The 26458-nt window shown below is 64.8% G+C and carries 24 protein-coding genes; 9 read left to right on the plus strand and 15 right to left on the minus strand.

What is annotated here, in order from left to right; translation table 11 throughout:
- Positions 1-167 precede the first annotated feature (167 nt).
- From QDT69_RS02325 to QDT69_RS02355, 7 genes are all read right to left on the minus strand, one after another.
- Positions 168-854 carry a DUF2848 domain-containing protein gene (locus tag QDT69_RS02325; RefSeq protein WP_279705035.1) on the minus strand — a complete coding sequence of 229 codons (687 nt, stop codon included), beginning with the start codon at positions 852-854 and terminating at the stop codon, positions 168-170.
- Positions 847-2196 (minus strand): amidase, encoded by a 1350-nt coding sequence (locus QDT69_RS02330; RefSeq protein ID WP_279705036.1) that lies wholly within the window; start codon positions 2194-2196, stop codon positions 847-849. The genes QDT69_RS02325 and QDT69_RS02330 overlap by 8 nt, the downstream gene beginning before the upstream one ends.
- A gap of 97 nt (positions 2197-2293) precedes the next feature.
- Positions 2294-3013, minus strand: coding sequence for an ABC transporter ATP-binding protein (locus tag QDT69_RS02335; protein WP_279705037.1), 720 nt, complete (start codon positions 3011-3013; stop codon positions 2294-2296).
- A complete protein-coding gene (locus tag QDT69_RS02340) occupies positions 3003-3731 on the minus strand; it encodes an ABC transporter ATP-binding protein (protein WP_279705038.1) in 729 nt (242 codons plus the stop codon). The genes QDT69_RS02335 and QDT69_RS02340 overlap by 11 nt, the downstream gene beginning before the upstream one ends.
- A complete protein-coding gene (locus QDT69_RS02345; protein ID WP_279705039.1) occupies positions 3721-4641 on the minus strand; it encodes a branched-chain amino acid ABC transporter permease in 921 nt (306 codons plus the stop codon). Before QDT69_RS02345 ends, QDT69_RS02340 begins: the two co-directional genes overlap by 11 nt.
- Positions 4634-5557: a branched-chain amino acid ABC transporter permease gene (locus QDT69_RS02350; RefSeq protein ID WP_074129057.1), complete on the minus strand. Its 924-nt coding sequence runs from the start codon at positions 5555-5557 to the stop codon at positions 4634-4636. Before QDT69_RS02350 ends, QDT69_RS02345 begins: the two co-directional genes overlap by 8 nt.
- 45 nt (positions 5558-5602) lie before the next feature.
- Entirely contained in the window at positions 5603-6865 is a 1263-nt protein-coding gene (locus QDT69_RS02355) for an amino acid ABC transporter substrate-binding protein (RefSeq protein ID WP_279705040.1), read from the minus strand.
- A 241-nt stretch (positions 6866-7106) separates the two neighbouring features.
- On the opposite strand from QDT69_RS02355, the gene QDT69_RS02360 reads away from it, so the two are divergent.
- The 4 genes from QDT69_RS02360 (at position 7107) to QDT69_RS02375 (ending at position 10969) form a co-directional block, all read left to right on the plus strand.
- Positions 7107-7520, plus strand: coding sequence for a Zn-ribbon domain-containing OB-fold protein (locus QDT69_RS02360; RefSeq protein ID WP_050420086.1), 414 nt, complete (start codon positions 7107-7109; stop codon positions 7518-7520).
- A gap of 4 nt (positions 7521-7524) precedes the next feature.
- Positions 7525-8664 (plus strand): thiolase, encoded by a 1140-nt coding sequence (locus QDT69_RS02365; protein ID WP_050420085.1) that lies wholly within the window; start codon positions 7525-7527, stop codon positions 8662-8664.
- A gap of 125 nt (positions 8665-8789) precedes the next feature.
- The gene (locus QDT69_RS02370) at positions 8790-9704 is read left to right on the plus strand and encodes an SDR family oxidoreductase (RefSeq protein WP_028338734.1); all 915 of its coding nucleotides are present in this window, start codon (positions 8790-8792) and stop codon (positions 9702-9704) included.
- A 152-nt stretch (positions 9705-9856) separates the two neighbouring features.
- Positions 9857-10969 (plus strand): SMP-30/gluconolactonase/LRE family protein, encoded by a 1113-nt coding sequence (locus QDT69_RS02375; protein WP_279705042.1) that lies wholly within the window; start codon positions 9857-9859, stop codon positions 10967-10969.
- Positions 10970-11087: 118 nt separating this feature from the next.
- Here the strand turns inward: QDT69_RS02375 and ppc are convergent, their stop codons facing one another.
- The 3 genes from ppc to QDT69_RS02390 all read right to left on the minus strand — a co-directional run bounded on the left by ppc (position 11088) and on the right by QDT69_RS02390 (position 16618).
- Positions 11088-13895, minus strand: a complete 2808-nt coding sequence (ppc, locus tag QDT69_RS02380) for a phosphoenolpyruvate carboxylase (RefSeq protein WP_279705043.1) — start codon at positions 13893-13895, stop codon at positions 11088-11090.
- Positions 13896-14135: 240 nt separating this feature from the next.
- Positions 14136-15680: an acyl-CoA synthetase gene (locus QDT69_RS02385; RefSeq protein WP_279705044.1), complete on the minus strand. Its 1545-nt coding sequence runs from the start codon at positions 15678-15680 to the stop codon at positions 14136-14138.
- A 128-nt stretch (positions 15681-15808) separates the two neighbouring features.
- Entirely contained in the window at positions 15809-16618 is an 810-nt protein-coding gene (locus QDT69_RS02390) for a crotonase/enoyl-CoA hydratase family protein (RefSeq protein ID WP_279705045.1), read from the minus strand.
- Positions 16619-16719: 101 nt separating this feature from the next.
- On the opposite strand from QDT69_RS02390, the gene QDT69_RS02395 reads away from it, so the two are divergent.
- Positions 16720-17595, plus strand: a complete 876-nt coding sequence (locus tag QDT69_RS02395; RefSeq protein WP_279705046.1) for an SDR family oxidoreductase — start codon at positions 16720-16722, stop codon at positions 17593-17595.
- A gap of 237 nt (positions 17596-17832) precedes the next feature.
- Positions 17833-19413 (plus strand): fatty acid--CoA ligase, encoded by a 1581-nt coding sequence (locus tag QDT69_RS02400; RefSeq protein WP_279705047.1) that lies wholly within the window; start codon positions 17833-17835, stop codon positions 19411-19413.
- A gap of 190 nt (positions 19414-19603) precedes the next feature.
- On the opposite strand, the gene QDT69_RS02405 is transcribed toward QDT69_RS02400, so the two are convergent.
- Together QDT69_RS02405 and QDT69_RS02410 are read right to left on the minus strand one after the other, a co-directional pair.
- On the minus strand, positions 19604-20077 hold the full coding sequence (locus QDT69_RS02405) for a GFA family protein (RefSeq protein WP_279705048.1): 474 nt from the start codon (positions 20075-20077) through the stop codon (positions 19604-19606).
- A gap of 27 nt (positions 20078-20104) precedes the next feature.
- Positions 20105-21379 carry an acyl-CoA dehydrogenase family protein gene (locus tag QDT69_RS02410; protein WP_279705049.1) on the minus strand — a complete coding sequence of 425 codons (1275 nt, stop codon included), beginning with the start codon at positions 21377-21379 and terminating at the stop codon, positions 20105-20107.
- A gap of 220 nt (positions 21380-21599) precedes the next feature.
- Here QDT69_RS02410 and QDT69_RS02415 point away from each other — a divergent pair, with 220 nt between their 5' ends.
- Positions 21600-22379: an enoyl-CoA hydratase-related protein gene (locus tag QDT69_RS02415; protein ID WP_050420077.1), complete on the plus strand. Its 780-nt coding sequence runs from the start codon at positions 21600-21602 to the stop codon at positions 22377-22379.
- Between the two features lie 162 nt (positions 22380-22541).
- On the opposite strand, the gene QDT69_RS02420 is transcribed toward QDT69_RS02415, so the two are convergent.
- From QDT69_RS02420 to QDT69_RS02430, 3 genes are read right to left on the minus strand one after another with little or no spacing between them, the layout of a single operon-like run.
- Entirely contained in the window at positions 22542-22913 is a 372-nt protein-coding gene (locus QDT69_RS02420) for a DUF6285 domain-containing protein (RefSeq protein WP_279705050.1), read from the minus strand.
- A 59-nt stretch (positions 22914-22972) separates the two neighbouring features.
- Positions 22973-23956, minus strand: a complete 984-nt coding sequence (locus tag QDT69_RS02425) for a phosphotransferase family protein (RefSeq protein WP_279705051.1) — start codon at positions 23954-23956, stop codon at positions 22973-22975.
- Positions 23953-24747 carry an enoyl-CoA hydratase/isomerase gene (locus QDT69_RS02430; RefSeq protein WP_279705052.1) on the minus strand — a complete coding sequence of 265 codons (795 nt, stop codon included), beginning with the start codon at positions 24745-24747 and terminating at the stop codon, positions 23953-23955. Before QDT69_RS02430 ends, QDT69_RS02425 begins: the two co-directional genes overlap by 4 nt.
- A 163-nt stretch (positions 24748-24910) precedes the next feature.
- On the opposite strand from QDT69_RS02430, the gene QDT69_RS02435 reads away from it, so the two are divergent.
- Together QDT69_RS02435 and QDT69_RS02440 are read left to right on the plus strand one after the other, a co-directional pair.
- Positions 24911-25693, plus strand: coding sequence for an SDR family oxidoreductase (locus QDT69_RS02435; protein WP_279705054.1), 783 nt, complete (start codon positions 24911-24913; stop codon positions 25691-25693).
- 254 nt (positions 25694-25947) lie between these two features.
- Positions 25948-26325: a VOC family protein gene (locus tag QDT69_RS02440; RefSeq protein WP_279705055.1), complete on the plus strand. Its 378-nt coding sequence runs from the start codon at positions 25948-25950 to the stop codon at positions 26323-26325.
- The last annotated feature ends 133 nt before the right edge of the window (positions 26326-26458 follow it).

Raw genomic sequence — 26458 nt, forward strand, 5'->3', positions numbered from 1 at the left:
GTCCTGCGAAAGCAGGGACCCATAGCCACCGTCGGCAATTGTTTGAGAAGGCTGCGGCCACAGCGTGCCAACCACAAAATCCTGTGGTTATGGGTCGCTGCTTTCGCAGGGACGACAGGTGGAGAAAGTGTCGGCCGATCCCCGACAGGATCACGCGCGGAAGGAAATCAGCCCCGCACCGGCAGCGTGATCACATCATATCCATGGCTGATCTTGCGCTTCAGCACCGGGTCTTCCAGCTCGAACTCGAACCGGCTGGCGGGGCGGATGCCGCCTTTGGCGGCGAAGGTGCCGCCGAACATGGCGCAGCCGTCAGGCAGTTTGCCGCCATCGAAGCCGCGGGCGATCAGGTCCTTGACCGGCAGCATGTGATCGAGCGTGCCTTCCTGGTAGAGCACGCGCTGGCCGCCGATTGTGGCCCAGGAGCGCAGGATCAGCTGGTCCCAGTGGCCGATGACGTCCTCGAGCTCCCAAAGCTCGGAGGCGACCGGCTTGTCGCACATCTGCTTCGAGACGGTGACGCTGTAGCTCTCGACCTTGCGGTCGGTATGGTCGGAGCCGCAACCGACGAAGATGCGGCCCTGCCAGCCGATCAGCACGAACTCGACCTCGCCGCTCGAATCCTCGCCGCAGACCTCGATCGTGTCGGCAAAGGTCAGCCGGCGCGCCGAGCAGCGGTAATAGATCGGCGTCGTCGCGGGCCGCGCGATGCCGAGCGCCTCGAGCTCGGCGATGTGCTTGTCGCGCGCCACCGGGTCGCGGCCGGTCCAGCCGGCGATCACGGCCTGGCGGATTTCGAGCGTCAGCGGCGTCGCGACGCCCTTGTCGTCGACATTGAAGGTGAGATCAAACACGGATGACGGCCTCCATTCCGGCCGCGAGCTCGAAGATGCGGCGATCCGAGCCGCCTGCGGCTGCGAGCATCAGCCCGACGGGCGCCTCGCCCTCGCGATGCGCGGGCAGCGAGATGGCGCAGCCATCGAGCACGTTGATCAGCGAAGGGTTGCGCAGCGCGCGCAGGTTCTCAGTCGCGAACGCCTTGTCGTCGGCGAGGCTGGCGATGGTCGGCGGCAGGTTCGCGGTGGTCGGCAGCACCAGCGCGTCGTAGGGCGCGATGCGCGCCTCGGTGCGGGCGATGAACGACCGCCGCGCGTTGATGAGGTCGATATAGTCGGCCGCGAGAAAGCCCTCGCCGCGCTGGATGCGCACGGCGACGCGCGGGTCGTAGATATCGCCCTTGCTCGCGAGCAGGAAGCGGTGCCAGGCATAGCTCTCGGCTGCGGAAAAACCGCCCTTGGTGTTCATCACGCCGACATCGAGCAATTCAGGCACCTCGATCCGCTCGATCAAGGCGCCGGCGCGCGACAGCGAAGCCAGCGCGCGCTCGAAGGTCTTTGCGACGGCATCATCGAGATCATCGAGCGCGACCGTGGTCGGCACCGCCAGCCGCATGCCCTTGACCGGGCGCGGCGCGATCGGCGTCACCGGTTCGTCAGCCAGCACCGCATCGAGCGCGGCGCAGCAGGCCACCGAATTCGCGAGCGGACCGTAGCTGTCGAGCGTGAACGACAGCGGCACGCCGCCGTCGAGCGGAATCCGGCGCTGCGTCGGCTTGTAGCCGACGATGCCGTTGAAGGCGGCCGGGATCCGGCAGGAGCCGCCGGTGTCGGTGCCGAGCGCGCCGAACGCCATGCCGTCGGCGATCGAGACCGCTGCGCCCGAGGACGAGCCGCCGGGCACATGGCCGACGCTCCGGTTCCAGGCGCTCTTCGGCGTGCCGAAATGCGGATTGATGCCGATGCCGGAATAGGCGAACTCGGTCATATTGGTACGGCCGATCACGATGAATCCGGCGCGCTTGAGCCGCGCCACGACCGGCGCATCGGCCTCCGCCGGCGCGGAATCCTCCAGCGCCCGGGAGCCCGCGCGGGTCACCTGCCCCTTGATGTCGAACAGATCCTTGATCGAGACCGGAATGCCGGCAAACGGCGACGGCGCGGCGTTGGCCTTGCGCAGCCGGTCCATCGCGTCGGCGGCTTCGAGCGCGGCGTCGCGGTCGACATGGATGAAGGTGCGCTGGCCCTCGCCTGCGGGATCGGCGATCCTGGCGATGCATTGCTCAACGAGCTTGCGGGCAGAGGTCTTGCCGCTGGCGAGATCGGCGGCAAGGGAGGCGAGTGTCGGATTGTTCGGCATGGTTTTCACTTCACGGCTTGCACTTGATGGCTTCAGCTGATTGTCGCGCGAACCGGGGCCGATTTCCAGTGCGCCGGCCCCAAGCCTCGCATCACTATCACTTCAGCCCGAAATAGGCGCGGTGCAGCTCTTCATTGCCGCTCATCTCGGCAACCGTGCCGGAGAAGCGGATCCGTCCGCCTTCCAGCACGAACACGCGGGTGGCAATCTCGAGGAAGCCGATATTCTGCTCGGCGATCAGGAGCGCCAGTCCGCGGCCCTGCAGGCTCGACAGCGCGCGCAGCACCTCCTTGACGAACAGCGGCGACAGCCCGGCCGAGGGCTCGTCCATGACAAGCAGCTTCGGCTCGGCCGACAGCGCCTTGGCGATGCCGAGCATCTTGCGCTGGCCGCCGGACAGGCTGGAGGCCGGATCGCGGCGCTTGTCGCGCAGCACCGGAAACAGGCCGTAGAGCTCGTCGACCCGCCCGCCCGGATTGGCATGGCCCAGCGCCTGCGCGCCGACCCGGATGTTCTCCTCGATCGACAGGTCGGGAAACACCGCAAGCTCCGACATGTAGGTCATGCCGCGCTTCATGCGGTCCGAAGACCGCATTTTGGTGATGTCCTCGCCGCCGAGCCTGATGTGGCCGCTGCGGGCTTCGATCAGGCCGACCAGCGATTTCAGGAAGGTGGTCTTGCCCGCGCCGTTGGCGCCGAGCAGCAGCACGGTCTCGCCGGGGCGAACGTCGAGATCGACGCCCCACAACACCTGCATAGTGCCGTAGCCGGCATCGACGCCCCTGGCGTCGAGAAGCGAAGCTGCATCAGTGGGCATGCTCGCCTCCCAGGAACACCTCGATCACCTGCGGCTCGCGCACCGCGGTGGCAAGCGTGCCTTCAAAGATCTCCTTGCCCGCATTGAGCACGATGACGCGGTCGGTGATCTGCTCGATGAAGCCCATCAAATGCTCCACCACGATGATCGCCATGCCGGTCGCGGCCAGCGCCTTGATGCGGCCGGCGATCCAATCGAGCTCCGCCGGGTTGAGACCGGCCGCGAGTTCGTCGAGCAATAGCAGTCGCGGCCGCGTCGCGAGCGCGCGGGTGAGATCGAGCATCTTCTGCTGCGCGCTGTTGAGGTCGGCGGCGGGACGGTCGGCGACCTCCTTCAGCCGGTACTCTGCAAGCAATTCAGCAATCGACGGCGCGCCGGTGGCACCGCCATAGGCCAGCGCCACCTGGATGTTCTCGCGCACCGTGAGCGACAGGAATGGTTTCGGCACCTGGAAGGTGCGGTTGATACCGCGGTGAACGAGCTTGTGTGAGGCGACGCCGCCGGATGACGCGCCGTCGAACACGACCTCGCCGCCATCGGGCGCATAGAGGCCCGAGATCACGTTGATCGCGGTGGTCTTGCCGGAGCCGTTCGGACCGACGAGGCCGAGGATCTCGCCCGGCACGACGTGGAAGCTCAAGCCGTCGAGCGCGTGGAAGCCGCCGAAGCGCTTGACCAGCTTCGAGACCTCGAGGATGGGGGTTTTCTCAGGGGACATGCCACCCCCTGCGGGTTGCCAGCGACACCAGGCCTGCGGGCAGGAACAGTACGAGGCCCATGATCAGCAGGCCATAGATCAGCTGGAAATATTGCGGCGTGGTGAAGCCGATCAGATTGTAGATGCCGTAGAGGATGAGCACGCCGACGATCGGTCCGGTGATGGTGGCGACGCCGCCGAACAGCGCGAACACGATCGCGAAGATGCTAAACTCGCCGGAGAACACGTTGTCAGGATAGAACACCGAGACATACCAGGCGTAGATGCCGCCCGCGAGGCCTGCGACCAAAGCCGACGCCAGCCAGGCGATCACGCGCATCTTGATGATGTTGACGCCGGCCATCGAGGCCGACACCGCATCCTCGCGCACGGCCTGCAAAGCAAGGCCGAATGGCGAGTTCTTCAGATACACCACCGCGCCGACGGTCAGCGCCATCACCACGACCGCGGCGTAGTAAGCATGAGTCGGGTTGAAGGTGCCGGTGAGCGAGACGCCGTAGGGCCCCTTGGTGATCCCCTCCAGCGCCGGGTTGGCGACGAAGTGCAGCACCGCGAGCGAGGCCGCGAGGTTAGCGATCGCGAAATACGCGCCCGACAGCCGCAGCAGCGGCGTCAGCAACAGGCCAAGCAAAATCGCGACCACGCCGCCGACCAGCACCGCCAACGGCGCCGGGGTCTGCAGATGCATCACCATGATGGCAAAGCCATAGGCGCCGGCGCCGAAGAAGCCGACATAGCCGAACGGCAGATAGCCGGTGAAGCCATAGATGATGTTCACGCCTTGCGCGAGGATCAGGAAGATCACGAAGTTGAACAGCAGCAGATGGTTTTGATAGACGCCGGGCAGCAGTGCGAACACCACCACCAGCGGCGCCAGGATGAACAGCAGGTGTTTCGAGGCGTTATGCAACGCGCACCCGCCTTCCGAGCAGACCGCTCGGGCGCAGCAACAGGATCACGATCAACAACACATAGGGCAAAAGATCGGCCCAGGAACTGAGATAGGTCTGCACCAGCATGTAGCAGAGACCATAGACGACACCGCCGAGCGCGGTGCCGAGGGGATTGCCGAGCGAGCCCAGCACGACGATGGCAAACGACGTCACCGTCGCATCGGCGCCGAACGCCGGCGTCACCGAGCCGAACATGAAGGGCGCGAACACGCCGGCGACCGCCGCAATTCCGAGCCCGATGCCGAACGCCGCCGCCGAGACGCGGTCGACATCGATGCCGGTCGCCAGCGCCTCGTCACGGCGTGACATCACTGCGCGGGTCAGGGTGCCGAGCCGCGTATGGTAGAGATAGAGGTAGACCAGCCCGATCGCGATCAGGCTGGTGATCGCTGCGATCACCCAGGGCGCGGGAAAGCCCTGCCCGAAGATCTGGATCGGCCCTGCCCCACCGGCCTTGCCGCCGAACCATTTGACCTTGATGGTCGTGAACACGGTGCCGAGCAGCCGGCTCTGGATGGAGCGTTCGCTGGTGCCGGCGAAGATCGTGGTGACAGCTTCGATCACCTGCGACAGGCCGAAGAACAGGATGATCGACAGCATTTCCGGATTGGCCGAGCCCTGCAGCCGCGGCACCAGCACCCAGTACAGCAGCACGCCCGCCAGCACGAACACCACGAAGGCCAGCGGCACCGCGAACAGCGGGTCGATGCCGGCGATGCCGACCACGCCCAGCGCAATGAATGCGCCCAGCATCAGGATGTCGCCATGCGCAAGGTTGACGATGCGCATGACGCCGAACACGAGATTGAGGCCGATGCCGACCAGGCTGAAATACAGCCCGAACAGCACGCCGGCAACGAGCGCATAGGTCATGCTATCGCTCGCCGCCGAAGGTTACGCCTGCCACCCTCACCTGCATCACGGCGCCGGATAGATCGGCTTGCCGGTGGCGGTCTCATGCGGATAGATCGAGACGAACTTGATGTGATCGTGCTCGTCGACCGCGAGCTGGCCAAGCGGCGTCAGTTCGCCGATCTGGCCGCCGGTCTCGTCCAGCGCGAAGGTGCCGTCCAGCGTCTTGAGCTGGCCGCTGAGCGAGAACACCGCGCGGCGCAGCTCCATCTGGTCGAGGCTGGTCGCAACCGACAGCGTCTTCTCGATCACCAGCGCTGTGGTGTATCCGGCCACCGCGTTGAAGCCGAACTCCATCTTGCCGTCGTTGTACTTCTTGGTCCAGGCGGCGCGGAAATCCTTCATGTTCATCCCGAAATTGACGGGATAGTCCAGCTCGGACGGCGGCACGTAGGTCCAGATGTGCTCGAGGCCCTTGGCGCCGACGTTCTTCTCGAGCAGCTCGGTCTCGAGGCCGGCATAGATCGCGAACAGCATCTTGAACTTGGTGCCGACGTCCTGGACGTTGCGCAGGAAGGCGATGTCGTTCGGCGCGTAGCCGAAATGGATCACCGCGTCGGGATTGGCGTTGCTGATGTTGTTGATGATGACGTTGTAGTTGGTGGTCTCGGTCGGAACGCCCTGGTCATAGACGATCTCGATCGGCGCCCCGGACTCCTTGACGAATTTGCGGAACGCGTTGGCCTGGGTGCCGGTGAACTCGTTGGTCGCATAGAGGATCGCAACCTTCTTGATGCCGAGGCCGGGTCCGTCATGGCTGATGAAGTCGGCGACCGGCTTCGGCCACACCGTCGACACCGGGTCGGCCATCAGCGCGATGTAGGGATTGTCCTTGGAGAAGAAGCTCGCGCCGGTGCCGGTCTGGTCGAACAGGAACATCTTGTGATCGCGCGCGATCGCGACCGCGGGCGCCGTCAGCACCGATCCGGAATCGGCGACCAGCAGGTCGACCTTATCCTGGGTGATGAGCTGGTTATAAAGCGTCGAGGCGGTCGCGGTGTTGCTCTGGTCGTCATAGGAGACGAGCTTGATCGGGATCTTCTTGTCGAACGCCTTCACGAAGACGCCGCCCTCGGCGTTCTTCTGCTCGACCCACAATTTCAATGAGCTGTAGACCGGCATCGAGATCGAGGCATAGCGCCCCGAGGACGCATAGAGCGTGCCGATCTTGATCTCCGACGGTGCGTCGGCGGCCACAGCCTTCGTAACGCTGGCCTGCGTGGCCAATGCGAGGCTGGCAGCGAGTGCCGCGCCGATGATCCTCAGCATGATATTATCCTCCCGGGTATTTCTGACGTGTCTGGGCGTGTCTTGAGCCTGTCTTGGACGCGGCCCTTCTACGCGCCGGATCGAAGCGACACAAGCATCGCGGCCTTAGCAATTGTGCGAGGGGCGGAATATGCGGCATGCGCCGGACACAGGCCGCTGCGCGCGGTGTGGATGGACCGTTGACGGCCGTTGGTCCGATGGCGCATCAAGACTGTAATGATTTCGGGAGGAGACATCAGCCATGGCCGAGCCCGCGCGCGCGAAACCAAAACCGACACCTGAGACCCAGCATTTCTGGGACGGCACCAAGGCCGGCGAGCTGCGCCTGCAGCGCTGCGACGCCTGCGCCAATGTCTACTTTCCGCCGCGGCCGTTCTGCCCCTCCTGCGCCTCGCGCAAGGTCTCGGTGTTCAAGGCGAGCGGCAAGGGCAAGCTCTACAGCTACGTCATCAACCACCGTCCCGCCGCGCCCGGCTTCACCCCGCCTTATGCGATCGCGGTGGTCGAGCTCGACGAAGGTCCGCGCATGATGAGCAACATCATCGATTGTCCGCAGACGCCGGAAGCGCTCGAGCTCGACATGCCGCTCGAGGTCGCCTTCGAGGCACTCGACGACAAGATCACCCTTCCTCTGTTCCGTCCGGCGAAGGGGTAACGCGATGCGCAGGAACCAGGTTGCCGTCGTCGGTGCGGCCGAAACCACCGAACTCGGCGTGATCCCGAACATGTCGCAGATCCAGCTGCACGCGGACGCGGCGCTGAACGCGATCGCGGATGCCGGTCTGAAGCTGTCCGACATCGACGGCTTCGCCACCGCGGTCGAGACCCCGCAGCAGATGGCGCACTATCTCGGCATCACGCCGACCTGGGTCGACGGCACCTCGGTCGGCGGCTGCTCCTTCATGCTGCATGTCCGCCACGCCGCCGCCGCGATCGAGGCCGGGCTTTGCAAGACCGTGCTGATCACGCACGCCGAGAGCGGCAAGTCGATGATCGGCAAGCAGCCGCGCTTCACCGCGCCCGACAGCCTCAACGGCCAGTTCGAATCGCCGTTCGGCGTCTACGGGCCGCCGAGCATGTTCCCGATTCCGGTGCTGCGCTTCATGAAGACGCACGGCATCACGCACGAACAACTGGCAATGGTCGCGGTGGTGCAGCGCGAATGGGCGGCGAAGAATCCGCGCGCGACCATGAAGGATCCGATCACGGTCGCCGACGTCCTGAACTCGCGGATGATCGCCTATCCGTTCCGGCTGCTGCAATGCTGCCTCGTCACCGACGGCGGCGGCGCGCTGATCCTGACCTCGGCCGACCGCGCCAAGGATTTTCCGCGCAAGCCGGTCTACATCCTCGGCACCGGCGAGAGCGTGGAAACGCCGATGGTCAGCCAGATGAAGACGTTCGATTCATCACGCGCCTTCAAGGTGGCGGGCCCCCTGGCGTTCAAGGAAGCCGGCATCACCCACAAGGACGTCGATCACCTGATGATCTACGACGCCTTCGCGCATCTGCCGCTGTACGGCCTCGGCGACCTCGGCTTCATGCCCTATGAGGAAACCGGCAAGTTCATCGCCGACGGCAACACCCGCCCCGGCGGCAAGCTGCCGCTCAACACCAATGGCGGCGGCCTGAGCTACATGCACTCCGGCATGTACGGAATGTATGCGTTGCAGGAGAGCGTGCGGCAGATGCGCGGCATCGCGCCGGCGCAGGTGCCGAACGCCAAGATCTCGGTCTGCCACGGCGTCGGCGGCATGTTCGCCGCTAGTGGCACGATCATCTTTACGAACGAGAAGTAGCAACCTCCGTCATTCCGGGATGGTCCGAAGGACCAGACCCGGAATCTCGAGATTCTCAGGTGCGCAATTGCGCACCATAGTTCGCACTTCGTGCGCCCCGACGGACAGAACCAAGGAGAACCCACATGGCAAAATCACTGCAGGACAAAGTCATCATCGTCACCGGCGCGGGCCGCGGCATCGGCCGCGAGATCGCGCTGCTTTGCGCGGCGGAAGGCGCCAAGGTCGTGGTCAACGATCCCGGCGGCGCGGCCGACGGTGGCGGCTCGAGCGCGGCGCCCGCCGAGGAGGTGGTCGAGGAGATCAAGAAGCGCGGCGGAACGGCGGTTGCCAATTTCGAGTCGGTCGCCGAAGCCATCCCTGCCAGCAAGATCGTGAAGACCGCGACCGATCATTTCGGCCGGCTCGACGGTGTCGTCAACAATGCCGGCATCCTGCGCGACATGATCTTCCACAAGATGAGCGTGGAAGCCTTCGAGGCCGTCATCAAGGTGCATCTGATGGGCTCGTTCTATGTCAGCCACGCCGCGGCGCGGATCTACCGTGAGCAGGAGTCGGGCTCGTTCGTGCACTTCACCTCGACCTCCGGCCTGATCGGCAATTACGGCCAGGCCAACTACGCCGCCGCCAAGCTCGGCATCGTCGGCCTGTCGAAGTCGATCGCGCTCGACATGGGCCGCTTCAACGTGCGCTCGAACTGCGTGTCGCCGTTCGCCTGGACCCGCATGATCGGCACCATCCCGACCGAGACCGATGCCGAGAAGGCGCGCGTCGAGAAGATCAAGCAGATGGGCCCCGAGAAGATCGCGCCGGTCTGCGCCTATCTGCTCTCGGACGCCGCCAAGGACGTCACCGGCCAGATCTTCGGCGTACGCATGAACGAGATCTTCCTGTTCGGCCAACACCGTCCGGTGCGCTCGGTGCATCGCGGCGAAGGCTGGACGCCCGAGACCATTGCCGAGCACGGCATGCCGGCGTTGAAGGGATCGTTCGCCAAGCTCGACCGCTCGGCCGATGTCTTCACCTGGGATCCGATCTGAACTTCGATCTGACAGTTTTATGAAAAAGTCGCCTCCGCGAAGCCGCGGGGGCGACACACTCTTTGGTTGTTTCTTCATAGCGTGCCCGCATTGTGCCAGAATTGCGGGGGTATGATCCTCCTCCCGATAACAAAAAGACTGGGAGGACTTTCGTGACAAATCCAAGCAACACAGAGCAACACGAGAGCGACGGAACGAAGGCGTTCGACCGTCGGACCATCTTGCGCGGCGCAACCGCGCTTGCTGCAACCGCGATGGCCACGTCCGATGCATCCGCTCGCGATTACGGCCGCAACGCGGAACCGCAGCGTTATCCCGATCCAGACATCGTCGTGATCGACGACAAGCGCTTCAAGGCCAAGGTCGGCAACACCGCGATCAAGCGGCTGTACACCGGCTGCCTGTGGGCGGAAGGCCCGGCCTGGAATGCGCAGGGTCAGTATCTGGTGTGGAGCGACATCCCGGCCAACCGGCAGTTGCGCTATCTCGACGATGACGGCCACATCTCCGAGCAGTTCCACAAGCCGTCGAACGAAGCCAACGGCTCGACCTTCGATTTCGAGGGACGACAGATCACCGCCGAGCGCACGCGGCTGGTGCGCTACGAGCACGACGGAACCGTCACCTCATTGGCGGAGCAGGCCAACGGCAAGCAGCTCAACGGGCCCAACGACATGGTCGTGCATCCGAACGACAAGTCGATCTGGTTCACCGATCCCGGCTACGGCGCGGTCTCGATCTATGAAGGTCAGCGCGCCAACACCGGCTCGAACCAGCCCTACCAGAAAGAAGCCGTCTATCGGATCGACGCCACCACCGGACAGATCACCAAGGTCTGCGACGAACCGTTCAAGCCGAACGGCATCGCCTTCAGCCACGACTACAAGAAGGTCTATGTCTGCGATACCGGCATCACGCATTATCCGAACGCCAAGAACATCGTCTGGCAGTACGACCTCAACGGCGACAAGCTCTCCAACCCACGCACGCTGATCGACATGACGCTGGACGGCAAGTCGGGCTTCCCGGACGGCATGCGTGTCGACATCGACGGCAATATCTGGGTCGGCGCCGGCTGGGTCGGACCGGGCTATGACGGCGTCCAGGTGTTCGCACCCGACGGCCAGCGCATCGGCCAGATCCTGCTGCCGGAGACCTGTGCCAACCTCACCTTCGGCGGCAAGAAGCGCAACCGCCTGTTCATGACCGCAAGCCAGTCGCTGTATGCGGTGTATGTGGAGACGCGGGGCGCGCACAACTGCTGAAGGACTTGCCTTCCGTTCGTCATTGCGAGGAGCGAAGCGACGAAGCAATCCATCTCACCGCTTGCGGCCCAATGGATTGCTTCGCTGCGCTCGCAATGACAGCGTTAGCATCACCACCTTAGCCGCTGTTTCGCAGCCCCGCCGAAATCCCGTTGATCGTGATCTGAATTCCGCGCAGCACCTGCTCGTCCGGGTTCTGCGCGCGATGTTCCTTCAACAGCTCGACCTGCACATGGTTGAGCGGATCCATGTAAGGGAAGCGGTTGCGGATGCCGCGCTCCAGCAGCGGGTTGCCCTGCAACAGCCGGTCGTGCCCCATGATGTCGAGCAGCGTCTCGATCGACAGATGCCACTCGCGGCGGATCTCGCCGAAGATCTTCTCGCGCAGCGCGACGTCGGGCACCAGTTCGGCATAGCGTGACGCGATCGCGATCGAGCTCTTCGCCAGCACCATGTCCATGTTGGACAGCAGCGTGCGGAAGAACGGCCATTCCCGGTAGAGCTCCTGCAGGAACGGCATGCCCTGCTCCGGATGCTCAGCGATCCAGCTCTCGACCGCAGCGCCGAAGCCATACCAGCCCGGCAACATCAGCCGGCATTGCGCCCAGGAGAACACCCAGGGAATCGCGCGCAGGTCCTCGATCTCGCGGGTCTTCTTGCGCGAGGCCGGACGACTGCCGATGTTCAACGTCGCGATCTCGTTGATGACGGTCGAGCCCCAGAAGTAGTCGGCGAAACCCGGTGTCTCGTAGACGAGCCCGCGATAGGCCTTGAAAGCGAGCGCGGAGATCTCCTCCATCGCCTTGAGATATTCGGGGCGCGGTGCGCTCTGCCGCGGCTGCAGCAGGCTGGTTTCCAGCGTCGCCGCAGCGAGGATCTCCAGATTGCTGCGGCCGACCTCGGCATTGGAATATTTCGACGAGATGATCTCGCCCTGCTCGGTGATGCGGATCTGGCCGTTCACCGCGCCGCCGGGCTGCGCGATGATCGCATCATAGCTCGGGCCGCCGCCGCGGCCGACCGAGCCGCCGCGGCCGTGGAACAGGCGCAGCCGCACGCCGTGGCGCTCGAACACGTCGACGAGCCCGATCTCGGCCTTGTAGAGCTCCCAGCCCGAGGTGACGAAGCCGCCATCCTTGTTGCTGTCGGAATAGCCGAGCATCACCTCCTGCACGCTGCCGAGACTGTCGACCAGCTTGCGATAGTCGTGCAGCACCAGCATGCGGTCCATGATGCTGCTCGAGGCCTGCAGGTCCTCGATGGTCTCGAACAGCGGCACGATGTTGACGGCGCTGCGGCCGGACGGATTGACCAGCCCGACCTCCTTGAGCAGCACCGCGACCTCGAGCATGTCGGACATGCCCTTGCACATCGAGATGATGCATTGGGAGATCACCTCGGGCCCGAATTTGGCGTGCGCCTCGGCCGCGGCGCGGAACACCGCGAGCTCGCTTTGGGTCTCCTCGGAATATTTGACGAAGGGCGAGGCCAGTGGCCGCGCATTGCGCAGCTCGCCGAGCAGCAGGCTGACGCGCGCATCCTCGCCGAGCGCCAGATAGGACATGCCGGGATTGGCGGTGTCGAGCAGCTCGGCGACGGTGCGCTCGTGCACCGCCGAGTTCTGGCGGATGTCGAGCCGCGCCAGATGGAACCCGAAGCAATCCACGGCGCGCCGCAATTGGCGCAGCCGGCCGCGCGCGATGACGCCGGAATTGTTCGCGATCAGCGAGCGGTTGAGCACATCGAGATCGGCCTGGAATTCCCTGACGGTCGCATAGGGCTCGGCCTTGCCGACCGGCGGCCGGGTGGTCTCGACCTCGAGCCGCGTCGCGGTGGCTGCGAGCCGCGCATAGATGCCGGAGACCGCCAGGCGATACGGCTCGCCGCTCCGATGCGGCGAGGTGTCGGGCGAACGCTCGGCAAGGATCCGCAGCTCCTCTGAGACGTCAGCGAGGTGCGCTGCCAGCGACAGCTCGGCGCCGAGCGTGTGCAGTTCCTCGAGATAGAAGCTGAGCACCCGGCTTGACTGCAGCCGCAGCGTGCCGCGCATCACCTCTGCGGTGACGAACGGATTGCCGTCGCGATCACCGCCGATCCAGCTTCCCATCGTCAGGAACGAGGCGAGATCGCCGGCCTCGCCGCCCTCCTTGTTCAGCCGGTCCTCCAGCGCGCAATGCAGCCGCGGCACCTCCTGCAGGAAGGTGTAGTCGTAGAACGACAGGCCGTTGGCGACCTCGTCGAGCACGGTCAGCTTGGTCCGGCGCAGCAGATTGGTCTGCCACAGCGTCACGACCGCGCGACGAAGCTGCTCGTCGCTGGCTTCGCTCTCGTCCGGCGTCATCTGCAACCGCTCGCGGCGGTCGAGCAGGTGCGCGATCTCCATCTCGCGGTCCATCGTGCTCTTGCGGCGGACCTCGGTCGGATGTGCGGTCAATACCGGGCTGACCAGCGCGCTCTTGAAGAAGCTGCGCAAATCGGCCGGGCTGATGCCGGCCTGCCGGGCGTGCACCAGCGTCTGCTCCAGCGTGCTCGGCCGCGGCGCCCCGCTCGGGCCGCAGCTGCGCATCTGGCGGATGTTGTTCTGGTCCTCGGCAATGTTGGCGAGGTGGGAGAAATAGCTGAACGCGCGGACGATCCGCAGCGTCTCGGCGATCGACATGCCGTCGAGGATGCCCTCCAGCTCCCGCCGCGCCAGCTTGTCCTCGTCACGATGGAACCGGACCGAGGTCTGGCGAATGCGCTCGACCAGGTCGAACACGCCGGCCCCTTCCTGGTCGCGCACGGTGTCGCCGAGGACGCGCCCCAGGAGGCGGATGTCGTTCCGGAGCCGTGCATCCTCCTCCTGTGCTTGCGCCTCCGCAGCGCGCTTGGCACGGATTTCGGTCTCGGAGGGCATGGTTTGGGGAGGCAAAGTCTGGGGAGACATGGCGTGGCTACTCCAGAGGCTGCCCGGCTCCTCCCGAGTGTGCGCTTTTTTTGCCGCAGCGCAAGATGATCTTGGGGGCGGTGCACCACCGCCGTCGTCCCGCGAAAGCAGGGACCCATGACCACAGACGGCTGCGGTTGAAGCGAACTGGGGCCACAGCCGTGGGCAGCTCGGAGATTTGTGGTTATGGGTTCCGGGTCGCGCTTCGCTTGCCCGGGACGACGGGTTTCTTTGTGGCCCCTAAATCCGCCTTCCCGCCCGCTCCCAATAGGGATCGCGGAGCCGGCGCTTGAAGATTTTTCCGGAATCCTCGCGCGGCAGGTTGGTCTGGATCTCGATGTGCTTGGGCACCTTGTAGTCGGCGAGCGCAGTCTTGAGCTGGGCGCGGACCGAGGCGATGTCGAGCGTGACGCCCGGTTGCGGCTCGACCACCGCCATCAGCGCCTCGCCGAACTCCGCATCGGGGATGCCGAACACCGCGCAATCATGCACGCCGGGCACCGCATGCAGCACTGCCTCAATCTCGGCCGGATAGATGTTGACGCCGCCCGAGATCACCATGTCGCGCTTGCGGTCGCAGATGAAGACGTAGCCGTCGGCGTCGATATAGCCGACATCGCCCGAGGTGATGAATCCCTGCCGGTCGATCTCGGCGCGCTTCTCGGACTTGTTGTGATAGGTGAAATCGGGATTGCCCGCGATCCGCGAATAGATCTCGCCGATCTGGCCTTGCGCCACCTCCTTGCCGTCGTCGCCGATGAAGCGAAGCTCGGCGCCGGGCGAGATTTTCCCGACCGTACCCGGCTTCTTCAGCGCATCTTCCGACGTCGCAAACGTCACCGCACCCGACTCGGTCGAGCCATAGAATTCGTAGATCACCGGCCCCCACCATTCGATCATGGCGCGTTTGACATCGGCCGGGCACGGCGCAGCAGCGTGGATGATGTGGCGCAACGACGACATGTCGTACTTCCTGCGCACGTCCTCGGGCAGTTTCATCAGGCGGATGAACATCGTCGGCACCATGAAGATGGTGTCGATCCTCTCGCGCTCGATCAGCGCCAAAAACTCCTCCGCGTCGAACCGCGGCATCAGCACCAGCGCGCCGCCGAGCTTGCCCGAGCGCAGCCCGAAGGAATTCGGCGCCGAATGGTAGAGCGGTCCGGGCAGGATCGCGCGCGCTCCCGGCTTCAGGCCGTAGATCATCGCGCGCATCGCTTCCGCATTCGCGGTCTGCTCCGGCGTCGGCGCGAAGCGGCGCACGCCCTTCGGATGACCCGTGGTGCCCGAAGTGTAGATCATGTTCTGCGGCTGCGGCACGACAGGGCCGTCATAGCGCGGGAATTGCGCCAGCCAGGATTCGAAATCGATTGCGAAATCGGGTGTCGCGAGATGATCGGGATTGATCTTGTAGCTCGCGAGGATTTCCGGCGGCGTCGGCACGCTGAGCACGGTGACGTCGGCGGGGATCGCGCCGCGCAGCGGATGCAGCATGTCGGCGTGGCCGATCAGGACGCGCGTGCCGGAATCCGTCAGCACGTAATTGATCTCCTCCGGCTTGAAATGCCAATTGATCGGCACGCCATAAGCACCGAGCCGCATCGCGGCGTAGGCGGCCTCGATGAAGGCGATGTCGTTGCGCATCAGCATGCAGACACTGTCGCCCGGCCTGACGCCGAGCTTGTTCAGGCCGCTGGCGATACGCTCGGTGCGCTCAGCGACGGCAGCGTGATCGCGCCGGCGCTCGCCGGAGATGATGCCGAGAAAGGGTTTGGACGTTTCCATTGTCGTTGTCCGATCTTTTGTCGGTTCGGAGTTAGATCGTCATTCCGGGGCGATGCGCAGCATCGAACCCGGAATCTCGAGATTCCGGGTCTGGTCCTTCGGACCATCCCGGAATGACGGCAAGCCGCTCACACATCCGCAAACTTCGGCGCGCGCTTCTCCAGATTGGCGCGCACAGACTCAGTCTGGTTTGGGCTGCCGAGCAACTTCTGCTGCTCGACGGATTCCGCGAGCAGCGCGGCCGCCGGATCGACCGACAGATTGTTCAGCATCCGCTTCGCGGCACGGATCGCATCCGGGCTCTTGCCGGCGATCTCGCGCGCGACTTCGAGCGCGGCGGCGCGCGGGTCGTCACAGACGCGGGTGGCAAGGCCATAGCTCTGGGCTTCCTGCGCCGAGAAGATGCGGCCGGTGTAGGTGAGCTCGCGCAGGATGTCGTCGCGCACCAGGCTCGCGAGGATCGGCGTGCCCGCCATGTCGGGGATGAGACCCCACTTGATCTCCATGATCGACATCCGCGCATCGGCCGAGAGGAAGCGCATGTCGGCGCCGAGCGCGAGCTGGAAGCCGCCGCCGAACGCGACACCATGGACCGCGGCGATGACAGGCACCGGGAGCTGGCGCCAGCCCCACACCGCCTGCTGCGGAAAATTGGCCTTGCCGTGGGTGCGGATCGTGAGATCGCGCTTCGCGCCGCCCGGCACCCCGTTACCGCCGTCCTTCATGGCGGCGAACCGGCCCATGTCGAGGCCGGCGCAAAACGCCCGACCCTCGCCGGACAGCACGACCACCCGAATGGATTTTTCCTTGGAAAGACGGTCGGTTGCGGCGACCAATGCCTCGAACATCGCGGCATCGAGCGCGTTCATCTTGTCGGCCCGCACCAGTCGGACATCGGCGATACCGTCTGAAATCGATATCGAAACGCGATCTTCCATCATTCCCTCCGCTTTGTTCCTTGAGTTGGCGCTTTACAGAAAGGCCGTTGTCCGCTTTTAGTCAATCGACCAATTAACTGACAACCCCCGTGGAGGAAACGATGTTCTCTGATCAGCTTCTTGCCGGGCGGCGCATCCTGGTAACCGGTGGTGGCACCGGCCTTGGCAAGGCCATGGCCTCGCGGTTCCTCCAGCTCGGCGCCGAGGTGCACATCTGCGGCCGCCGCAAGAGCGTCTGCGACGAAACCGCCACCGAGTTGATGGCCGAGCATGGCGGACGCGTGGTCAGCCATGGCGTCGACATCCGCAATGCCATGGCGGTCGACGAGATGATCGACGCGATCTGGACCACCAGCGGTCCCCTCACCGATCTGATCAACAACGCAGCCGGCAATTTCATCTCGCGCTCGGAAGAGCTGTCCGCGCGAGGCTTTGACGCGGTGGCCAACATCGTGATGCACGGCACCTTCTACGTGACGCACGCGGTCGGCCGACGCTGGATTGCCGGTGGGCATCGTGGCAACGTGGTGTCGATCACGGTGACCTGGGTGCGCAACGGCTCGCCCTACGTGGTGCCGTCGGCGATGAGCAAGTCGGCGATCCACGCCATGACCATGTCGCTTGCGATCGAATGGGGCCGCCACGGCATCCGCCTCAACACCATCGCGCCCGGCGAGATTCCGACCGAGGGCATGAGCAAGCGGATCAAGCCCGGCGACGAGGCCGGTGCGCGCACCAAGGCGATGAACCCGATGGGCCGTGTCGGCACCATGGAAGAGTTGCAGAACCTCGCGGTGTTCCTGATCTCCGGCGGCTGCGACTGGATCAACGGCGAGACCATCGCCATGGACGGCGCGCAGGCGCTCGCAATGGGCGGTAATTTCTACCAGCTCCGCGACTGGAGCGACGACGACTGGAGCAAGGCGCGCGAGTCGATCAAGGCCCAGAACGAAAAGGATCGCGCGGCGCGGGGCTGAAGCCCGCGCAGGCGCCTCAACCACTGCCGTCGTCATGGCGAAAGCCAGGACCCATAACCACCGCTGTGCGCGATTGCGCACGCTGTGGCCGCAACGTCGCGCCTCACTTGCATTCGTGGCAATGGGTCCTGGCTTTCGCCAGGACGACGTTGAACCATCGTGCCCGTCAACCCCGTATTGTTTTTCGCGCGCGATGCCGTCACACTCCGCGCCAACAAAAAACATCACGGGGGAAACATGTCCGACGCGCCGAAACTGAACAACCTTGCCGACATGGTGCGCGACCGCGCGAAGAGCCGCGGCGCTGCGCTGGCCTATGAGTTCGAGGGCCGCCAAACCAGCTTCGCCGAGTTCGACATCAAGACCAACCGCGTCGCCAACGCGCTGATCGCGATGGGCATCAAGAAGGGCGAGCGCATCGCCTATCTCGGCAAGAACAGCGATTTCTATTTCGAATTATTGATGGGCGCGATGAAGGCCGGCGTGGTGATGGCGCCGGTGAACTGGCGCCTCGCAGGCCCCGAGGTCGCCTTCATCGTCGACGACTGCAAGGCACCCGTCCTGTTCGTCGGCCCCGAATTCATCACCCAGGCGCGCAACATCGCTGACAAACTGCCCAGCGTCCGCACCATCATCACGACCGAGGGCGGCGCGCCGGAATGGCCTGATTTTCTCGCCTGGCGCGACGCGCAGAGCGGCGACGACCCGCGGGTTGCGATCGAGCCGAAGGACATCGCGATCCAGCTCTACACCTCGGGCACCACAGGCAAGCCGAAGGGCGCGATGCTGTCGCACGCCAACTTCCTCAATCTGGTGCAGAGCGGCAATGAGGCCGAGAAGCCGGAATGGAACCGGTGGACCACCGACGACGTCTCGCTGGTCGCAATGCCGATCTTCCATATCGGCGGCTCCGGCTGGGGCGTGATGGGGCTCTATCACGGCGCCCGCGGCGTGATCGCCCGCGAGTTCGATCCGACCAAGGTGCTCGACTTCTTCGAGCAGTCCGGCATCACCAAACTGTTCATGGTGCCGGCCGCGATGCAGTTCGTGGTGCGGCAGCCGCGCGCGCGGCAGGTCGACTTCTCCCGCCTGAAATACATGCTCTATGGCGCCTCCCCGATCCCGGCGGCGCTGCTGAAGGAGTGCATCGAGGTCTTCAAATGCGGCTTCGTGCAGATGTACGGCATGACCGAGACCACCGGCACCATCGTCGCGCTGCCGCCGGAAGATCACGTCGAGGGCCTCGAGCGGATGCGCTCGGCCGGCAAGGCGCTGCCCGGCGTCGAGCTCGCCATCCTCGACGAGAACGGCAAGCCGTTGCCACCGGGCGAGGTCGGAGAGATCGCCACCCGCTCCGGCTCCAACATGGCGGGCTACTGGAATCTGCCTGAGGCCACCGCGAAGACGATCGACGCCGACGGCTGGCTGCGCACCGGCGATGCCGGTTACATGGACAAGGATGGCTATCTCTACATTCACGACCGTATCAAGGACATGATCATCTCCGGCGGCGAGAACATCTATCCGGCCGAGGTCGAGAGCGCGCTGTGCGACCACCCTGACGTAGCGGAGGCCGCCGTGATCGGCATCCCCGACGACAAATGGGGCGAGGCGGTGAAGGCCGTCGTCGTGATGAAGCCCGGCAAGACGGCTAGCGCGACCGACATCATCAACTTCACCCGCGAACGCATCGCGGGCTACAAGACGCCGAAGTCGGTCGACTTCATCCCCGCGCTGCCGCGCAACCCGTCGGGCAAGATCCTGCGGCGAAGCTTGCGTGAACCGTATTGGGTCGGCAAGGACCGACAGGTGAATTAACCCTCTCAGTCGTCCCGGCCAAGCCAACGGGTCGGCGCAAAGCGCCGCCCGATGACAGGCTCCGCGCGAGCCGGGACCCATAACCACCGCTGTTCGTTGCGGCACAATGCCGGGGCCACAGCTCGCTCCACCAATATCCGACTGTGGTTATGGGTCCCGGCCTTCGCCGGGACGACGGTGGAGAGAGTTATCACCCCTTCTTCATCTTCTCCCGCAGTACCCGCCAGCGCTCCTGCGCCTCCTGCGGCCAGACCGCTCTCCGGTCGTAATACTCCGCGAACACCTTGGCGCCCGGCGGGAATGTCACCCAGGGCTGCTTCGACGACGTGAAGATGTGGACATCAGGCGGGCACCGGCTCGGATCATCCAGCGTGCCGACGCGGACGAAGCGCACCGCGGGGCCCGAGCCCGGATAGTTGCTCCAGACCGCGACCTTGCAGACTGGGCAGCGGGCGATCTTCTGGCCCTTGCCGCTCGCCGACGGCGTTTCCACGATCTCCGGCTCGGCCGCGACGTGCTCGACCCGCTCGGCCTCGTACATCGCGTTGAGCGCGTGCACGGTGCCGGTCTCGCGCTGGCACCAGGTGCAGTGGCAGGCATGCACGATCATCGGCCTGCCGGTGAGGCGGTAGCGGACGTTTCTGCAAGTGCATCCACCTTCCATGTCGTACCGCCTCCTCTTGCAGATAAGTCAGTGCTTGCCGGCTCCCATGTAGCCGAACAGGAAGCCCGCCACCTTGCGCTTCTGGATCTCCTCGCTGCCCTCGGTGATGCGATAGCGGCGGTGATGGCGGTAGATGTGCTCGAACGGCTTGTGGCGCGAATAACCCATGCCGCCATGGACCTGCATGGCGCGGTCGGCGGCTTCGCAGCACAGCCGGTTTGCCCAGTAATTGCACATCGAGACCCGGTCCGACAGCGTGTGCTCGACCTGCGCCTGGGTCAGCTGGTCCATCTCCCAAGCGGTCTTGCGGATCAGCAGCCGCAGCATCTCGGCCTGGGTCGCGAGCTCGACCAGCGGCCACTGGATCGCCTGGTTCTCCGCCAGCGCCTTGCCGAACGGCTTGCGCTCGCGGGCATATTTCACGCTCTCATTGATGCAGTAGACCGCGGCACCAAGCGAGCTCGCCGCCTGGCGGATGCGGTTCTCGTGCACGAAGCATTGCGCCAGCGACAGGCCGCGGCCGACTTCGCCGAACTGAGCATCCTCAGGCACGAACACGTCGGTGAAGCTGACCCGTGGATGATCGGTCGGCATGTTGAAGGTCCACATATATTCCTCGACCTTCACGCCCGGCGACTTCGCCGGCACGAGGAAGCAGCTGATGCCGCGCGCGTCGCCGTCATTGCCCGAGGTACGGGCGAACAGCGCGCAGTGCGTGGCGACATGCATGCCTGTCGTCCACATCTTCTCGCCGTTGATGATCCAGCCCTTGACGTTGTCGCGGGTGGCCGGGACGGCCCGGGTTTCCATATGCGTGGCGTCGGAGCCATGTTCCGGCTCCGTGAGGCCAAACGTGATGCGGTACTTTCCGGTGATCGAGCCGTCGATCATCGCCTTCTGCTCGTCGGTGCCATAGCGGTCGAGCATGGTCACGATCGGCAGATTGCCGACGATCGAATGCTCGTTCTGCAGATCGTTGTGGAGGCCGAGCCCCTTCGAGGCAAAATGCTCGCGGATCACCGCCATCCAGAGGTTGGAGCCGTCCTTGCCGCCGTAGCGCTTCGGGATCGCGAAGCGCAGATGACCGGCGGCGTCGGCCAGGTTCTTGGCCTTGCGCAGCAACAGCTCCCACTCATGACGCGGCAGGCCGCCCTTGTCGAAATCGGTGCGCGCCCATTCGCGGCGATGATCGAAGAAGCGGATGTTGTCGTCAGCCGCTTCCAGCGGCTTGATCGCGCGTTCGATAAATTGGTCGAGCTCGGCGAGATAGGCTGTCAGGTCAGCCGGCAGATTGAAATCCAAGGCGGTCTCTCCCGAAGATCTTGTTGATTCTGGTTTTGCGTTTAGACGCTATCGCGCATCCGCGTTCGGATCGATTAAGGTGAGAAGCGCGCCGCCAAGTCAAGCAGGCCAGTGAGGCTTGCGCGCGCGGTCGCGTTGCGTAATTGGATGGCACGGAACGGCGCGCAGGCGCTAGGATATCGGCAATATTCTTCGCCGCAGAAAATCGACGGGAGCAAACATGGATCTGAAATTCTCCAAGGTGACCCGCAAGGGTCCCATCACCATCGTGACGCTGTCGCGGCCCGAGGTTTACAATGCGCTGCACATCGACGCGCATTTCGAGCTCAACAAGGTGTTCGACGATTTCTCCGCCGATCCCGAGCAGTGGGTGGCGATCGTCACCGGCGCCGGCGACAAGGCGTTCTGCGCCGGCAACGACCTGAAGTGGCAGGCGGCAGGCGGCAAGCGTGGCTGGGACAAGGGCGGCTTCGCCGGCCTGACCACCCGCTTCGATTGCGACAAGCCGATCATCGCCGCCGTCAACGGCGTCGCGATGGGCGGCGGGTTCGAGGTCGCGCTGGCCTGCGACCTGATCATCGCCGCGGAGAATGCGACCTTCGCCCTGCCCGAGCCGCGCGTCGGCCTCGCCGCGCTCGCCGGCGGCCTGCAGCGGCTGCCGCGCCAGATTGGGCTGAAGCGCGCGATGGGCATGATCCTGACCGCGCGCCATGTCAGCGCCAAGGAAGGCCTCGAGCTCGGCTTCGTCAACGAGGTGGTGCCGCAGGGCGAGGCGCTGGCGGCCGCCGAGCGCTGGGCCGAGACCATCACCAAGAACTCGCCGATGTCGATCCGCGCCTCCAAGCAGGCGATCCAGAAGGGCCTCGAAGTCTCGCTCGAGCAGGCGATGACCGAGCAGCGCGAATATCCGGCGGTGAAGGCGATGGCCGCCTCGCAGGATTACATCGAGGGCCCGAAGGCTTTTTCGGAGAAGCGGCCGCCGAAGTGGCTGGGGCGGTAAAGCCTCATTCGTCATTGCGAGCGAAACGAAGCAATCCATCTCACGGCTTGTGGAGATATGGATTGCTTCGTCGCGGAGTTTGTCATCCGGCCCGCCGAAGGCGGGACCGGGTGGCTCCTCGCAATGACGGTGTAGGATGGGTGGAGCGCAGCGATACCCATCTTACTTTCCGAGTTCCCTCTTGTAGGACGCGTAGTTCGGCTGATCGACGGCGAGCTTGTCCATCGTGGTCTGCCAGAGATGCTCCGGCAGGCCAGGCGTTCTCAGATCGACCTCGCCATTGGCGATCTTCTCCGACAGCGCACGGTTCAGCTCCATCAGCGTGCCGTCCGCACCGAGCAGCGCCTTCAGCCGCGCGGCCTCGGTGGCATCACCGGCCTCGGCCAGCGCGAGCTGCCGCGTCACCAGGTCGAGCGCGTTGATGCCGACGCGCAGCTTGAAGCCGTTGTGGCCCTTGATCGCGGGCGCGATCTCGGTGCGCAGGAAATCGGCGACGGCCTTGATCAGTTCGGTGGGCGTTGGTTCGTCCTGCATCTCATTTGCTCTCTTCTTGCGCGTGATCGATTCCGAAAACCGGACACCACTTTTCGGGATCACGCGCGCGGTGCCAGCAGCCTCAACAGATCGATCTCGGTTTCGGACGCACGGCGCCCGATCATCGCACGCTCCATCGAATGATCCGGGCCGGCGCGGAAGCGCTGCATCATGCCGCAGCACATCACGCCCCAGCGCAGCGTGCCCATCACTTCCCAGAACATCACGCGGTCCGGATCGGCCTTGCGGCCGGCTTCCGCATAGCCCGCGAACAGATCTTCGCGTGTGCCGAAGCCGCCGACCGGCTTGTCGATCTCGCCGAAGCGCCAGGAGTTGACGCAGATCCAGCCGAGGTCTTCCATCGGATCGCCGAAATGCGCGAGCTCCCAGTCGAGCACCGCACGCACCCCGTCGGGGCCGATGATCAGATTGCCGTGGCGGAAATCGCCATGCACGAGCGTCACCTCGGACGACGGCCCGGGATCGTGATCGCGCAGCCAGCGCAGCGCCAGCTCGAACACCGGTCGCGGCCAGTTGAAGCTGTGATACTCGCGGGAGAGATCTTCGATCTCCTTGGTCGCCGTCAGACCACGCAGCTTCGGCAGCTTGGCCTGCGGCAGACCATGAATGCCGGCGATGACGCGGCCGAGCTGACGAGCGAGGATCGGCCGCGCCTTGGCAAATTCCTCGTCGCGCAAAATTTTCCGCGCGATGGTCTCGCCCTCGACCCGCGCCATGATGAAGCCGCGGCCAAGCCCGTCCTCCGGCCTCAAGACGTGCATCACCTTCGGCGACGGCAGGCCCGCATCATGCGCGAGCTGCATCAGCGTCGCCTCGGCATCGAGGCCGGCGGCGCGGCCGGGCGCGGCACCGTAGCCCGGCGGCGCGCGGCGCAGGATCGCGCCGATATTGCCGTTCGGGTGCACGATGTCGAACGTCCAGGTCTCCTGGCTGGCGCCGCCGGAGAGCTTGGCGGCGCCGGTGACGCCCGTCGCACCTGGATGAAACGCCGCGACGCAGCGGGAGAGTTCGGTCTCGATCATTTGCCCTTGAACTTCGCCGGCCGCTTCTCGAGGAACGCGGTAACGCCCTCCTTGAAATCCTCCGCGCGGCCCGCGATCCGCTGCGACTCGAATTCCAGATTGAGCTGATCCTCGAGCGTATTCTCCGGGCTGTCCCAATAGAGCTTGCGGATCAGCGACAGCGCGACCGTCGGGCCGTTGGCGAGATCGTGCGCCATCTTCATCGTCTCCTCCATCAGCGCACCGTCGTCATAGACGCGGTTGACGAGGCCCCATTCCAGCGCCTTCTCGGCCGGCAGCCGCTCGCCGAGCAGCGACAGCTCGACCGAGCGCGCCTTGCCGATCAGCCGCGGCAACAGCCAGGTCGAGCCGCAATCCGGCACCAGACCGATGCGGCGGAACGCCTGCAGGAAATAGGACGAGCGCGCGCACAGGATCAGGTCGCCCATCAATGCAAAACTCATCCCGGCACCCGCAGCCGGACCGTTCACCGCCGTGACGATCGGACAGTGCAGCTTACGCAATCGGCGCAGGAACGGATGGAACGCAGTCTCCAGCGCCGCGCCGGCATTGCTCCTGCCGGGCTTCTGCTGCTGGTTGCGGCCCTGCAGATTGGCACCGGTGCAGAAGGCGCGGCCCGCGCCCGTGATGACCAGGCAGCGCACCTCGTCGCGCTTGTCGTCGATCGCATCGAGCGCCTCGGCAAGGCCGCCCAGCATGTCGATCGAGACCGCGTTCATGACTTCCTGGTGGTCGAGTTTGAGGATCGCGACCGATCCGTCGAAGTCGAGCGTGACGTGTTTGAACTGCATGGTTTCCTCTTTACGTTGTTGCGGCATTTGGTACCGCGGTAGGTCGATGGGTCGACCTATGTTTGGACCCATATTTGATTTTTGTGCCGGGCTTGTCCATGGTCGGCGGCAAGCCCATCCGTGAACGCGTGATTAGCGCGCACCAAACCAAATGGAAACCCCAATGAGTGCCATCTTCGATCTCACCGGCCGCGTCGCTGTCATCACCGGCGGCAATGGCGGCATCGGCCTCGGCATCGCGCAGGCGCTCAACGCTGCCGGCTGCAACGTCGCGATCTGGGGCCGCAACGCGGAAAAAAACGCCAACGCCGCCGCCTCGATGAAGGCCGGCCCCGGCAAGGTCGCAACCCAATTCTGCGACGTCAGCGATCCCGGCTCGGTCAAGACCGCGATGAAGGCGACGCTCGACACCTTCGGCCGCGTTGACGGCTGCTTCGCCAATGCCGGCATCGGCGGCGGCGGACGCCGCTCCTTCATCGACCGCACCGAGGAGGAATGGCGCAAGATGTTCGCCACCAATCTCGACGGCGTGTTTCACGTATTCCAGGCTGCGGCACGCCACATGACCGAACGCTCCGAAGCCGGCGACAAGTTCGGCCGGCTGGTCGCGACCTCGAGCCTCGCCTCGCTGTTCGGCACCGCCCGCAACGAGCACTATGCCGGCACCAAGGCCGCGCTGAACGCGCTGTGCCGCGCGCTCGGCGTCGAGCTCGCCCGCCACGGCGTCACCGCGAATGCGATCCTGCCCGGCTGGATCAAGAGCGACATGACCGCCGGCATCATGGCCAACGACAAGTTCGTCGCCAACGTGATGCCGCGCATCCCGGTGCGCCGCTTCGGCGAGCCGAGCGATTTCGGCGGCATCGCCGTCTACCTCATGAGCAAGGCGTCGTCCTATCATACGGCGGATTGTTTTGTGATCGACGGCGGGTACACGGCGTTCTGAGCACTGGCCCGCAGGCCGACCCGTCATCCTGAGGAGCGCGTAGCGCGTCTCGAAGGATGAACGGCCCGGCCGGTGGCCGTGCATCCTTCGAGGCTCGCTCCGCTCGCACCTCAGGATGACGGTGTTGGCTTCTGAGAGCGCGTCATCGACGCGCGACGCAGCGTCGCTTCCGTCGCGACAAAACTGCTGCTAAGCGTTCCGGCTGCAAGGGCGCAACAAGGCGGCTTTCGTAACCAAGAGGGAGGATATTTCAGATGTTTTCACACGTGATGGTTGGCACCAACGATCTGGACAAGGCCAAGGCGTTCTATGATGCGCTGCTCGGCACGCTCGACGTCCGGCCGGCCCGGGTCGACGGTCACCGCATTATGTACCTCACCAAGGCCGGCATTTTCATGGTTTCCAAGCCGATCGACGGTGAACCGGCGACGCACGCCAATGGCGGCACGATCGGCTTTGCCTGCTCCTCGCCGGAGCAGGTCGAGGCCTGGCACGCCGCCGGCGTCGCCAATGGCGGCAAGCCTATCGAGGATCCGCCGGGCGTGCGCGAAGGAGGCGGCATCAAGCTCTACCTCGCTTACTTACGCGATCTCGACGGCAACAAGATCTGCGCAATGCATCGGATGACCTAACGATCGGGCACGCATCGTGCGCGGCGGCGTTCAAACAACGTTTGAAACGCCGTCGCTAAATTCCGCGATGCGGTAGAGATCCTGCGAAAATCGGTGCTCGCGCTTCGCGCCGCACGCGTCTATTGTCCGCCGC

The sequence above is a fragment of the Bradyrhizobium sp. CER78 genome, assembly GCF_029846235.1.
Lineage (GTDB): Bacteria > Pseudomonadota > Alphaproteobacteria > Rhizobiales > Xanthobacteraceae > Bradyrhizobium.